The sequence below is a fragment of the Curtobacterium sp. MCPF17_031 genome (genome assembly GCF_003234035.1).
Taxonomy (GTDB): domain Bacteria; phylum Actinomycetota; class Actinomycetes; order Actinomycetales; family Microbacteriaceae; genus Curtobacterium.
In genome coordinates this window covers 20,982-32,821 of the sequence record NZ_QKSG01000015.1, presented here as the reverse complement: position 1 = coordinate 32,821, position 11,840 = coordinate 20,982, and the positions used below count along the sequence as shown (strand labels likewise).

The following is an 11,840-nucleotide window of genomic DNA, read 5'->3' as shown; positions in this document are numbered from 1 at the left end:
GGAGATGTGTATAAGAGACAGGACCCGACGGTCCCCACCCGGGACCATCGGGTCATGCCAACGCCCCAGACCCAGTCGGTCGTCCTCCCGTCCGCGGTCCCGCTCCCCGACCCCACACCTGCCCCGACTCCACGTGCCGCGACTCCACGTGCCGCGACTCCGCGTGCTGCAACTCCGCGTGCTGCAACTCCACGTGCCGCGACTCCACGTGCCGCGACTCCGCGTGCTGCAACTCCAGCGGGCGGCCGGGGTCGTCCCTGGTCCGACGCCGCTGCCGCCGTCCTCGCGCTCGTGCTGCCCGTCGCCTGCGTCGGCTGCGGCGCCCCGGACCGTGCGCTGTGCCGCGCCTGCCGGTGCGCCCTCGACGCCCTGCCCGGTCGCACCCGGCTCGTGGCCGGCGTCCGGCTCGACGCCGCCCACGAGTACGACGGCCTCGTCCGGACCCTGGTGCTCGAGTGGAAGCTGCGCGGGCGCGTGGACATCGTCAGCGGGCTCACCCGGCGCACCGCGGACCTCGTCCGGGCGGCGCTCGCAGCGGCCCCGGTCGGCGCACTGGTGCTCCGCGTCCCGCCGTCGTCGCGGGGACACCGGCGGCGCGGGTTCGACCCGGTCGTGACGGTCCTCCGTCGAGCAGGCGTCCGACGTGCACGGGCCCTGCGGCGGGTCCCGGTACCGCAGGCCGGCCCCGGCCCCGGTTCCGACTCCGGCCCCGCTCCGGACGCCGGCCTCGGCCCGGCGCGCGCCGGGACGGACGGTCGCGGGCAGAAGGAGCGCACCGCCGTCGAGCGGGTCGCGGCCACCGTCGGGTCCCTCGTCGCCGACGGTGTGGCTGACCGCGACGTCGTGCTCGTGGACGACGTCGTCACCACCGGGGTCACGATGGCCGAGGCGGTCCGCGCCGTCCGCGCTGCCGGTGGTCGGGTCGTCCGGTGCGTGGCCGTCGCCACCGTGGATGTCTGAACCGTGCGCGGCGGGCGAGGCCGGGCGGACATGGACATCGGCTGGGCATCAGGTGGAGGTCTCCGGCACGCGGGCCAGCTCGGGCACGGGCGGAGCCAGCAGGGTCTAGCCTCGCGGCAAGGCGTTGGTGTTCGCCGGACGGAGGCGAACCGCCGAGTGTGGATGGGAGCCGCCATGGACGTGACGATCACGGGCCGCAACGTCGGGGTCACCGACCGATTCCGGGCCTACGTGGAGCAGAAGTCCGAGAAGATCGACGTGCTCGCCGACCGGGCCCTCGCGTTCGAGGTGCGGGTGAGCCGGCACCACGAGAAGAGCAGTGGAGCGCAGGGCGAGGACCGCGTCGAACTGACCCTCATCGGACCCGGGCCGCTCGTCCGGGCCGAATCGGCCGCGTCGGACAAGTACGCGGCCTTCGACCTGGCGTTCGCGCGCATCGCCGAGCGCCTGCGCCGAGCACGCGACCGTAAGAAGGTGCACCGCGGCCGTCACCGTCCGACCTCCGTGGCCGAGGCCTCGGGCGCCGCGTTCGAGGGCATGGGTGTGGAGCCCGCCGACGGCAAGCTCATCGAGGAGGTCGCCACCGGTGCCGTCCCCGTGGTCGACGCCGACCAGGGAGCCGGCCGTGAAGAAGAGGACGCCGCGTACTCGCCGGTCGTCATCCGGCAGAAGGTCTTCGAAGCCGCACCGATGACGGTCGACGACGCGTTGTACCACATGGAGCTCGTCGGACACGACTTCTACCTGTTCGTCGACTCCGAGACCCACCGGCCGAGCGTCGTGTACCGCCGGAAGGGCTGGGACTACGGCGTCATCGGCATCGACGAGAACCCGGGTGCCGACGCCCGGGGGAGCGAGCACGTCCTCGTCGAGGAGTCCGCGCCCGCGACCGCGTAGTCGCCGCGACGCACCACCTCCGAGTGCGCACGGTCCCGTCCGGGGTCGTGCGCACTCGTGCTGCTCCCAGCGCCGGACCCCGGCGGGTTGCTAGCATGACTGGCTGATCGGGCGCGTCGACCGCGCACGACGACTTCGTAAGGAGCTCACGTGGCAAACGTGCTGGAGAAGGTTCTCCGCATCGGTGAAGGGCGGACCCTCCGTCGGCTGAAGGCGTACGCCTCGGCGATCAACGACCTCGAGGACGACTTCGCGAGCCTCACCGACGAGGAACTCCACGAGGAGACGACGGAGCTCCGCGAGCGGTACGCCAACGGCGAGACGCTCGACGACCTCCTGCCGGAGGCGTTCGCCGCCGTCCGCGAGGCATCGAAGCGAACCCTCGGCATGCGGCACTTCGACGTGCAGCTCATGGGCGGCGCGGCCCTGCACCTCGGCAACATCGCCGAGATGAAGACCGGTGAGGGCAAGACCCTCGTCGCGACGACCGCCGCCTACCTGAACGCGATCCCGTCGCGCGGTGTGCACGTGATCACGGTCAACGACTTCCTCGCGTCGTACCAGTCCGAGCTCATGGGTCGTGTGTTCCGCGCCCTCGGCATGACGACCGGCTGCATCATCGCCGGGCAGTCCCCGATCGAGCGTCGCGAGCAGTACGCCGCGGACATCACGTACGGCACGAACAACGAGTTCGGCTTCGACTACCTCCGCGACAACATGGCGTGGCAGGCGTCGGACATGGTCCAGCGCGGCCACTTCTTCGCCGTGGTGGACGAGGTCGACTCGATCCTCATCGACGAGGCCCGCACGCCGCTCATCATCTCCGGCCCGTCCTCGGGTGAGGCGAACCGGTGGTTCACCGAGTTCGCGTCCATCGCCACCCGCCTCAACCCGGGCGAGGACTACGAGGTCGACGAGAAGAAGCGCACCGTCGGTGTCCTCGAACCCGGCATCGAGAAGGTCGAGGACTACCTCGGCATCGACAACCTCTACGAGTCCGCGAACACCCCGCTGATCTCGTTCCTCAACAACTCGATCAAGGCCGCGGCTCTGTTCAAGCGCGACAAGGACTACGTCGTGATGAACGGCGAGGTGCTCATCGTCGACGAGCACACCGGCCGCATCCTGATGGGACGTCGCTACAACGAGGGCATCCACCAGGCGATCGAGGCGAAGGAGGGCGTCGAGGTCAAGGCCGAGAACCAGACCCTCGCCACCATCACGCTGCAGAACTACTTCCGTCTGTACCAGAAGCTCTCGGGCATGACCGGTACCGCGGAGACCGAAGCGGCCGAGTTCATGTCGACCTACAAGCTCGGCGTGGTCCCGATCCCGACGAACCGGCCGATGCAGCGCATCGACCAGACCGACCTCGTCTACAAGAACGAGCAGGCCAAGTTCGAGCAGGTCGCGAACGACATCGAAGAGCGCCACCACAAGGGCCAGCCGGTCCTCGTCGGCACCACGAGCGTCGAGAAGTCCGAGTACCTGTCGAAGTTGCTCGCCAAGAAGGGCGTCAAGCACGAGGTCCTCAACGCGAAGAACCACGCCCGGGAAGCGGCGATCGTCGCCCAGGCCGGTCGTGCCGGCGCCGTGACGGTCGCCACGAACATGGCCGGCCGTGGTACCGACATCATGCTCGGCGGCAACGCGGAGTTCCTGGCCGTGCAGGAGATGCACGCCAAGGGCCTGTCCCCGACCGAGACCCCGGACGAGTACGAAGCCGAGTGGGACACCGTCTTCACCGCGATGAAGGCCTCGGTCGAGCAGGAGAGCGAGAAGGTCCGCGATGCCGGCGGGCTCTACGTCCTCGGCACCGAGCGTCACGAGTCCCGCCGGATCGACAACCAGCTGCGTGGTCGTTCCGGTCGTCAGGGTGACCCGGGCGAGAGCCGGTTCTACCTGTCGCTCACTGACGACCTCATGCGCCTGTTCAACTCTGGTGCTGCCGAGAGCTTGATGGGCCGCGGCAACGTCCCGGACGACCTGGCCATCGAGAACAAGCTGGTCGGTCGCGCGATCCGTTCCGCCCAGTCGCAGGTCGAGGGCCGCAACGCCGAGATCCGCAAGAACGTCCTGAAGTACGACGACGTCCTGAACCGGCAGCGTGAAGCGATCTACAGCGACCGTCGGCACATCCTCGAGGGTGACGACCTGCACGAGCGCGCGCAGTCGTTCCTCAAGAGCGTCATCGACGACGTCATCGACACCCACACCGGAGAGGGCTCCCCGGACGACTGGGACCTCGACGCCATGTGGACCGAGCTCGGCACGCTGTTCCCGATCTCGATCACCATCGACGAGGTCATCACCGAGGCCGGCTCGAAGGGCAAGGCCACGCGGGAGTTCCTGGCCCGCGAGATCCTCTCCGATGCGCAGCTCGCGTACAAGAACCGCGAAGAGGCCCTCGGGGACGAGGCGATGCGTGAACTCGAGCGTCGTGTCGTCCTCTCGGTGATCGACCGCCGTTGGCGCGACCACCTCTACGAGATGGACTACCTCAAGGACGGCATCGGCCTCCGCGCGATGGCGCAGCGCGACCCGCTGGTCGAGTACCAGCGCGAGGGCTACGCCCTCTTCCAGACGATGATGGGGCAGATCCGCGAAGAGTCGGTCGGCTTCCTCTTCAACCTCGAGGTCCAGGTGCAATCGGACGGCGAGAGCGCGGTCATCGAGGCCAAGGGCCTCGGCGAGGAAGGCGAGAACGCCGGACTCGAGTACTCCGCACCGTCGATCGACGGCGAGGTCGAGGTCCGCGACGAGGCCGGGCGCCTCGAGCAGGCGGCGACCGCTCGGGCGCAGCGCGCGCAGGCCGAGCAGGAGGAAGCCGCTGGACCGGAGAAGGGCTCGGCCTTCGGTTCGGCGGCGACCGCCTCCGGCCAGGCGGACGCGAGCAACCGCGCCGAGCGTCGGGCGGCAGCCAAGAAGGGCTGACGCTCCGCGTCGGTGTGACGGGAGGCCCGGTACCAGCTGGTACCGGGCCTCCCGTCCGTCGCCGTCGTCCACCGTCGACAGCCGGCCGCCATCGACGGGCGTCAGAGCACGCCGATCGCGGTGGCCCGCCACCGCCCCCTGCGTTCCTCGAGCCGGATGGCGACCGCGCGGGCATGACTGCGGGTGTGCACGACGACGGCGGCCTCGGCCACACCGTCCCGCGGCACGCTGACGACGACGCTGCCGACGCGGATCACCGGACGGTGCCGACGTCGGCGTGCTGCCGAGCGAGCCCGAGCAGCGACCGCAGCACGGTGCTGGAGATGTCGTTGGACCTCCTCGGTGATCCACCGCGAGATCGTCTCGACCTCGCGCGCCCCGGTCAGGATCTCCGCCACGCAGAGCGCGAGCGATCGTGCGGTCTCCCCGGGGTCGGGCAGTCCCGGTGGCATCGTCCGCGGTGGCCCGTTCTCGAGCCGTCCACGGTGTCGCTCGTGCTCGGCGCGGTCGTCGTGCCGGCGTCCCAGCCTCCCGTCCGCGCCGTGCCCGTCCGGCTCGTCCTCGATCCGTCGTGCGTTCTCCGCCACCCCGGCCCCTTTCATCAGGCCGAGCGTAGGGTTCGTGGAACATCACATACGGCCGAATGCCGTGGTCTGTGGAGAGCGCGTCCTTCTCCACAGCGGCGAGCCGAGGGTGCTCGGGGCCGCACCTAGACTGATCGGGTGTCGACCCTCAGTGACCTCGTCCTCGCGCAAGGCCGTTCTTCCGAAGCCGACGTGGAGTGGCTGCACCTGCTCGTCGGTGATTGGCAGCTGCTCGCCGACCTGTCCTTCGCCGACATGGTGCTGTGGGTGCCGACGAAGGACGACTCGACCTTCGTCGCGGTCGCGCATGCGCGCCCGTCCTCGGCGGCGACGCTGTTCTACCGCGACATCGTCGGTCAGGAGATCCGCGAAGAGTGGCGGGACCAGGTCACCCAGAGCTTCACGGGCAGCCGCGTCGTCGATTCGGCGGAGCCCGACTGGTACGAGGACACCCCGACCCGTGTCCGCGCGATCCCCGTGCTCCGGCGCCTGACCGCGAAGAGCGCGCAGACGACCGACCGCCCCATCGCGGTCGTCACGCGGCACTCGAACCAGGACGAGTCCCGGACGCCGAGCCGCCAGGAGCTCAACTTCACCGCGAGCGCGAACGACCTGTTCGGCATGATCGCCACCGGTGACTTCCCCGACCTCGGTGCCCCGGCCGGTCCGCGTCGTGGTGCGCCGCGAGCGAGTGACGGCCTGCTCCGCCTGGACACCGACGGCGTCGTGACGTTCGCCAGCCCGAACGGCCTGAGCGCGTTCAACCGGATGGGCTTCGACGGCGAACTCGAGCGCAAGTCCCTGGCCGAGGTCACGACCGAGCTCCTCGGCGCGCAGCTCGACGTCGACGAGTCCCTGCCGCTCGTCGTCACCGGCCGGGCCCCGTGGCGGGCCGACATCGAGGCCAAGGGCGTGACCGTGACGCTCCGCTCGATCCCGCTCCGCGACCACGGTGAGCGGATCGGGGCCGTCGTGCTCTGCCGAGACGTGACGGAGATGCGCCACCAGGAGCGTGAACTCATCACGAAGGACGCGACGATCCGGGAGATCCACCACCGCGTCAAGAACAACCTGCAGACCGTCGCGTCGTTGCTCCGCATCCAGGCTCGGCGCACCCACTCCGACGAGGCGCGGACGTCGCTGCAGAACGCGATGCGCCGCGTCGCCGCGATCGCCGTCGTGCACGACACCCTGTCGACCGGGCTCAGCCAGACCGTCGACTTCGACGAGGTGTTCGACTCCGTCCTCAAGCTCGTCACCGAGGTCGCCGCCTCGCACAACACGACCGTGCACCCGAAGAAGACGGGGGAGTTCGGCGTCCTCCCGTCCGAGGCGGCCACCCCGCTCGCGCTCGGGCTGACCGAGCTCGTCACGAACGCGGTCGAGCACGGGCTCGACGGCCGTGACGGCGAGGTCGAGATCGTCGCGAACCGCTCGGACGACCACCTCGAGATCCAGGTGCGCGACAACGGCGTGGGCCTGCCCGAGGGCAAGGTCGGCTCGGGACTCGGCACCCAGATCGTCCGCACACTCATCCAGGGCGAGCTCGGCGGCACGATCGACTGGCACACGCTGACCGGCAGCGGCACCGAGGTCACCATCTCGATCCCGTTCCGCTGGCTCACCGCGGGCACCGCCGCCTGACCGCGACGAACGCCGGTGTCCGACTGACGCGGCACCGCACACGACGACGCCCGCCGGCCCCGAGGGGCACGGCGGGCGTCGAACGGTCTGTCGGTCCTGCTGCGTCAGGAGGCGCGGCGGGCGCGGGCGGCGCGGCGCTTGAGCGCGCGACGCTCGTCCTCGCTGAGGCCACCCCAGACGCCGGAGTCCTGGTTGTTCTCGAGTGCGTACTGCAGGCACATCTCGGTCACGGTGCAGCGAGCACAGACTGACTTGGCCTTCTCGATCTGGTCGACGGCTGGGCCGGTGTTCCCGACGGGGAAGAAGAGCTCGGGGTCCGCGGTGAGGCAGGCTGCCTGGTCACGCCAATCCATGTGGTGGTGCTCCTTGCGTTAGATGCTCGAACGGCAGGCCGGGGCCGTGACTCGGGGGATCGGGACTCTGCACATGCTCATGTGACGTACGGGAGGCTTCCTGTGGGGAGGAGCCCGCTCGGGGAGAGTTCGACGCCCGCAGAACGCTCGGGGGAGGAGCGTCGAACCACGGGAGACGCACACCACATCGTGCCGTCCAAACGACCTCGAACATCGTTCCATACTGGTATGGCCAAATCAAGGGTTTCACTGCTGGAGGATCGCTGTGCCTGACACCATCCCGGACGACCAGGTCGTCCCCCGGGGGCAGCCCGCTGCGCTCCGCGTCCTCATCGTCGTCGTCGGGCTCGAGTTCCTGGCGATGGCAGCCGTGACCGTCTTCCTGCTCGTCGAGCTCCTCACGACGCCCGCGACGAGCATCGCGTCGGCGGTCGCGCTCCTCGTGCTCGCGGTCCTCGCGACCGTGTGGCTCGGTGCCATGCTCGTCGGACTGCGGAGCGGACGGGCCTGGGTCCGGAGCGGGATCATCGTCTGGCAGGTCCTGCAGGGAGCACTCGCCATCGGTGCGTTCCAGGGCGTGTTCCGCGTGCCGGCGGTGGGGTGGGCGCTGCTCATCCCGGCGTTGCTCGCGATCACCCTGGTGCTGTCGAAGTCCGTGACCGCGGTCCTCGCACGGCGCGACTGAGGGGAGACCCCCGGCGCCGCCCGAGGACCGGGGTCGGACGCGGTCAGACCAGCCCGAGCTTCTTCCGCAGGCTCGCGACGTGGCCGGTCGCCTTCACGTTGTAGAGCGGCAGCTGGACCGAGCCGTCCTCGTCGACGACGATCGTCGACCGGATGGTGCCGGTGACGACCTTCCCGTAGTTGTTCTTCTCGCCCCAGGCCCCGTAGGCCCGGTGGACGGCGAGGTCCGGGTCGCTGAGCAGCGGGAAGCTCAGCGCCTGCTCGTGGTGGAAGCGCTGCAGGGCGGGCAGCTCGTCCTTCGAGACGCCGAGGACCTCGTACCCGGCGGCTTGCAGGGACGACATGTTGTCCCGGAAGTCACAGGCTTCGGTCGTGCAACCGGGGGTGGAGGCGGCCGGGTAGAAGTAGACGATGACCTTGCGTCCGCGCAGGTCGGCGAGGGCGTGCTCGGTGCCGTCCTGGTCGGGGAGGGTGAAGTCGGGGGCGGTGTCGCCGGCGGCGAGACGGTCGCTCAAGTGGGGCTCCTGTTCGTTCGGCCCGAGTGGTCAAGGGCACGCACAAGTCATGCTATTGTTGATTCCCGTCGCGGGGCGCACGTCGAAGCGGCAGGACAACTGCACACACGCACCTCTAGCTCAATTGGCAGAGCAACTGACTCTTAATCAGTGGGTTCTCGGTTCAAGTCCGAGGGGGTGCACCACACGAAGACCCCGACCGATCCGGTCGGGGTCTTCTGCGTTCGCGCACGATCCTCCCTGCGCTGACGGCCCGCGCAGCGACACGCCCGACCGCCGGATCGGGCCGACCTCGAGCCCGACCTCGATCCCGACTCCGACCCCGACCCCGACCTGGCCGTGGCATGACCGTCACCCGACCTCAGACCGGCGGCAGGTCGACGACCCGTTCCTCGCCGACGACCGGCACGAGCGCGCCGGCGGACACGCTCGCGAGTTCGGTCTCGAGCGCCGGGATCCCGTCCGCGGGCACCCACACCTCGAACACCGCCCGCTCGCCGTACACGGTGTCGCCCGAGGTGGCGTCGTGGTGCTGCACCCAGGCTCGCAGCGCGTTGTCGACGCGCCCGGCATCGGCGTGCGGGACCTCGACGTGCACCCGGGTCCGCGCCGCCCGTCGGACCACCCGCGCCCGGTCGAGTGCCTCGGACACCGAGGTCGAGTAGGCGCGGACGAGTCCGCCAGCGCCGAGCTTCACCCCGCCGAACCAGCGGCTGACGACCACGACGACGTCCGTCAGGTCCCGGCGGCGGAGGACCTCGAGCATCGGCACCCCGGCCGTGCCGGACGGTTCGCCGTCGTCGGAGGAGCGTGCCTGGTCACCGAGGACGCCCGTGACCATCGCGATGCAGTGGTGCCTCGCGTCCCATGACCGTCGCCGGACCTCGGCGATCACAGCCTCGGCCGCTGCCGGGTCCGGAGCCGGGTGTGCCGTCGTGACGAACCGGGAGCGGGAGACGACGAACTCGTGCTCGACCGGGCCGGCGATGCTCGAGGGGTACCGGCGCGACACCCTTCCGAGGGTAGTCGAGCAGTAGAGTGGCGCAGCACGGGGAGCGGAGGGGGACGACGATGACGGGATCGGTGCCGAAGGGCGGCGTGCTCGACGCGGGCGAACTCGCACGTCGACTCAACCTGCTGCTCGACTTCGAGGAGTCGCAGCGCGGTGCACCCGTCCCCTTCGCCGAGATCGAGCAGTACGTCGGCGCGCACGGCGGATCACTCTCGCGGGCGAAGTGGACGTACATGGTGTCGGGCGACGGCCGGCGCAACAGCGACACCCAGCTGCTCCGCGTCCTCGCGGGCTTCTTCGAGGTGGACGACGCCTTCCTGCTCGAGGACAGCGACCTGCCGGAGCGCATCGGCGCCCAGCTCGCGCTCGTCCGGTCGATCCGGTCGGCGCGTGTCAGCGGCTTCGCGGCGCGGACCTTCCCGGGCGAGCTCTCCCCGGAGGCACTCCGGCGGATCGCCGAGGTCATCGAGCAGGAGTCGAGTCGCGGCGGTGCGGCGTGAGCGACCCCGGCGTCCTCGAGCGCTTCTGGCAGGTGGGTGCCGCGGCGGGCTGGACCGGCATCGAGGACGCCGTAACCGCCGCCGAGCAGATCGTCGGCAAGCCGATCAGGGTCCGCGAAGAGGCGTTCCTGGCGGATGAACCCGTCTGCGGTTTCGTGGCGACGCTGGAGCACCAGCACCTCGTGATGATCTCGCCGACGCCGTCCCCGACCTTCCGGGCGTTCGTGATCGGGCACGAGCTCGGGCACGTCCTGCACGGGCACCAGGAGTCCGCACCGCAGGCTGCAGCGATCCGGGCACTGATCCCGGACCTCCCGCAGTACAAGGTCGAACGGGCACTCGCCCGCGGCCTGTTCGAGAACGAGTACGAACGCCAGGCGGAGCTCTTCGCGGACCGCCTCGCGCAGCTCATCCGCGGCCACCGCGAGCGTCCCAGTGCGTTCCGCGGGGTCTTCGGGTGATCCTCGCGGTCGTCCAGGCGGTCCTGCTCGTCGTCGGGTCGGTCGTGCTGGCCGTCCTGCAGCGTGGCCAGGACCGCACGCTGACGATGACGTTCCTCTTGTTCTCCGCGACGATCGTCGCGGGCGTCGGACCGCTGTACCGCGCGGTGGACCCGTTGCTCGGCGGACGCAACGTCCTGACGCTCGTCTGCGACGTCCTGATGGTCCTGGGCACGAGCACCCTGCTCTGGGGTGTGGCGAAGGCCGTCGGGGCGGCACGGACCTGGATGCGGAACGTCGTCGTCGTCTCGTGCTCGCTCGTCCTCGTCCTCATCGTCCTGGCCTTCAGCACGCTCGACCCGGTGCCGACGACGACGACCTTCATGCTCGCGGTCGGTGCTCACCCGACGGCTGCCGTGTACTCGATCGCGCAGACCACCTACCTGGGTCTGGCGCTCGGTGCGACGGGCCTCATCTGCGTCCTGCGCGTCCGGGAGGCGCGGACCGGCCTGGACCGCGTCGGGCTGTGGGTGCTCGTCGCCGGCGGGGTGTTCGGTGCCGTCCGCATGGTCGTGGTCGCCGTGATGGACCTGGCGCACGTCGCCGGGCGTCTCGGCGTCACGTCCGCCCTGAGCCTGCCCTACGACGTCCTGACGCCCGGCGCCGTCCTGCTCGTCGCCTCCGGCATGCTGCTGCTCGTCGTCGGGCACCGCGTCTGGCAGACCCGTCGCAGTGCGGCGCTGGTCCGGGCGCTCCGTCGCCTCGCACCGGTCCACGCTCGGCTGGGGACCGACAACGAGTACCCGGACTCCGACGACCCGGCCACCCGGTTGAGTCGTCTGATCGTCGAGGTGAACGACGGCGCCCGACGGAGTCGGACGCCCCTGGACGCCGCGGACCGCGCGGCCCTGGCCGAAGCCGAAGCGGTGCTCGCGACCGCCTGACGCGGACGCGCCGAGACCCCCGCCGGGGCCGTCCAGCCCTCGTGTACGCTCTGTAGCACGTGCTACACCTCGAGTGTCGCGGGTCTCGGCCGGTCGTGGGGGGCGGCCGAGGCCCGGGCGTAGGATCGTCGGGTGCTCGTCTTCGCCGCAGTGGTCCTGTTCGTCGGTGCCGTCTTCAACGTGATCGCCTGGCCGCGCTTCTTCCAGCGGGTCGCGAAGGACACCCGAGCCCGTGACACCGCCGGCCGTCCGACCACGTTCTGGCGCGTGCACTTCGTGCTGATGACCATCGGGCTGGCCATCGCCGCCGCATCGGTCGTCGCCGCGGTGCTCCTGCTCGTCTGACGACACCGCGACGCGGGGTGACGGCCTC

General features: G+C 70.4%; 13 protein-coding genes and 1 tRNA gene. 10 read left to right on the top strand and 4 right to left on the bottom strand.

Translation table 11 applies throughout. The features are described from left to right. The first annotated feature begins 291 nt into the window (after positions 1–291). The 3 genes from DEJ31_RS16170 (at position 292) to secA (ending at position 4,791) form a co-directional block, all read left to right on the top strand. Entirely contained in the window at positions 292–960 is a 669-nt protein-coding gene (locus tag DEJ31_RS16170; protein WP_111122390.1) for a phosphoribosyltransferase family protein, read from the top strand. Positions 961–1,134: 174 nt separating this feature from the next. Continuing rightward, positions 1,135–1,857, top strand: a complete 723-nt coding sequence (gene hpf, locus DEJ31_RS16165) for a ribosome hibernation-promoting factor, HPF/YfiA family (RefSeq protein WP_258366347.1) — start codon at positions 1,135–1,137, stop codon at positions 1,855–1,857. Positions 1,858–2,007: 150 nt separating this feature from the next. Next, positions 2,008–4,791: a preprotein translocase subunit SecA gene (secA, locus tag DEJ31_RS16160; protein ID WP_111122389.1), complete on the top strand. Its 2,784-nt coding sequence runs from the start codon at positions 2,008–2,010 to the stop codon at positions 4,789–4,791. A 101-nt stretch (positions 4,792–4,892) separates the two neighbouring features. Here the strand turns inward: secA and DEJ31_RS16155 are convergent, their stop codons facing one another. Then, positions 4,893–5,393 (bottom strand): Rv3235 family protein, encoded by a 501-nt coding sequence (locus DEJ31_RS16155; RefSeq protein WP_146243194.1) that lies wholly within the window; start codon positions 5,391–5,393, stop codon positions 4,893–4,895. A gap of 120 nt (positions 5,394–5,513) precedes the next feature. Here DEJ31_RS16155 and DEJ31_RS16150 point away from each other — a divergent pair, with 120 nt between their 5' ends. After that, positions 5,514–7,019, top strand: a complete 1,506-nt coding sequence (locus DEJ31_RS16150) for a sensor histidine kinase (RefSeq protein ID WP_111045284.1) — start codon at positions 5,514–5,516, stop codon at positions 7,017–7,019. A gap of 104 nt (positions 7,020–7,123) precedes the next feature. Here the strand turns inward: DEJ31_RS16150 and DEJ31_RS16145 are convergent, their stop codons facing one another. Further along, the gene (locus DEJ31_RS16145) at positions 7,124–7,372 is read right to left on the bottom strand and encodes a WhiB family transcriptional regulator (protein ID WP_022904217.1); all 249 of its coding nucleotides are present in this window, start codon (positions 7,370–7,372) and stop codon (positions 7,124–7,126) included. A 265-nt stretch (positions 7,373–7,637) separates the two neighbouring features. Here DEJ31_RS16145 and DEJ31_RS16140 point away from each other — a divergent pair, with 265 nt between their 5' ends. Then, positions 7,638–8,057, top strand: a complete 420-nt coding sequence (locus DEJ31_RS16140; RefSeq protein ID WP_110904706.1) for a hypothetical protein — start codon at positions 7,638–7,640, stop codon at positions 8,055–8,057. Positions 8,058–8,100: 43 nt separating this feature from the next. Here the strand turns inward: DEJ31_RS16140 and bcp are convergent, their stop codons facing one another. Beyond that, on the bottom strand, positions 8,101–8,571 hold the full coding sequence (bcp, locus tag DEJ31_RS16135; RefSeq protein ID WP_110904705.1) for a thioredoxin-dependent thiol peroxidase: 471 nt from the start codon (positions 8,569–8,571) through the stop codon (positions 8,101–8,103). Positions 8,572–8,680: 109 nt separating this feature from the next. Between bcp and DEJ31_RS16130 the strand changes: the two genes are divergently transcribed. Next, positions 8,681–8,756, top strand: a tRNA-Lys gene (locus DEJ31_RS16130). A 176-nt stretch (positions 8,757–8,932) separates the two neighbouring features. On the opposite strand, the gene DEJ31_RS16125 is transcribed toward DEJ31_RS16130, so the two are convergent. Continuing rightward, positions 8,933–9,583: a YigZ family protein gene (locus tag DEJ31_RS16125; protein WP_111122387.1), complete on the bottom strand. Its 651-nt coding sequence runs from the start codon at positions 9,581–9,583 to the stop codon at positions 8,933–8,935. A 59-nt stretch (positions 9,584–9,642) separates the two neighbouring features. Here DEJ31_RS16125 and DEJ31_RS17020 point away from each other — a divergent pair, with 59 nt between their 5' ends. From DEJ31_RS17020 to DEJ31_RS16110, 4 genes are all read left to right on the top strand, one after another. After that, positions 9,643–10,083, top strand: coding sequence for a hypothetical protein (locus DEJ31_RS17020; protein WP_146240712.1), 441 nt, complete (start codon positions 9,643–9,645; stop codon positions 10,081–10,083). Beyond that, positions 10,080–10,544, top strand: a complete 465-nt coding sequence (locus DEJ31_RS17015; RefSeq protein WP_146236813.1) for an ImmA/IrrE family metallo-endopeptidase — start codon at positions 10,080–10,082, stop codon at positions 10,542–10,544. The genes DEJ31_RS17020 and DEJ31_RS17015 overlap by 4 nt, the downstream gene beginning before the upstream one ends. Beyond that, positions 10,541–11,467 (top strand): hypothetical protein, encoded by a 927-nt coding sequence (locus DEJ31_RS16115; RefSeq protein ID WP_110904702.1) that lies wholly within the window; start codon positions 10,541–10,543, stop codon positions 11,465–11,467. The genes DEJ31_RS17015 and DEJ31_RS16115 overlap by 4 nt, the downstream gene beginning before the upstream one ends. Positions 11,468–11,599: 132 nt before the next feature. Further along, complete coding sequence (locus tag DEJ31_RS16110) at positions 11,600–11,812, top strand: SCO4848 family membrane protein (RefSeq protein WP_110904701.1); 213 nt, start codon at positions 11,600–11,602, stop codon at positions 11,810–11,812. The last annotated feature ends 28 nt before the right edge of the window (positions 11,813–11,840 follow it).

Excerpts from the sequence above, each read along its gene's own strand:
- DEJ31_RS16145 (WP_022904217.1), bottom strand. The coding sequence starts at position 7,372 with ATGGATTGGCGTGACCAGGCAGCCTGCCTCACCGCGGACCCCGAGCTC.
- DEJ31_RS16155 (WP_146243194.1), bottom strand. The coding sequence starts at position 5,393 with ATGAAAGGGGCCGGGGTGGCGGAGAACGCACGACGGATCGAGGACGAG.
- DEJ31_RS17020 (WP_146240712.1), top strand. The coding sequence starts at position 9,643 with ATGACGGGATCGGTGCCGAAGGGCGGCGTGCTCGACGCGGGCGAACTC.
- hpf (WP_258366347.1), top strand. The coding sequence starts at position 1,135 with ATGGACGTGACGATCACGGGCCGCAACGTCGGGGTCACCGACCGATTC.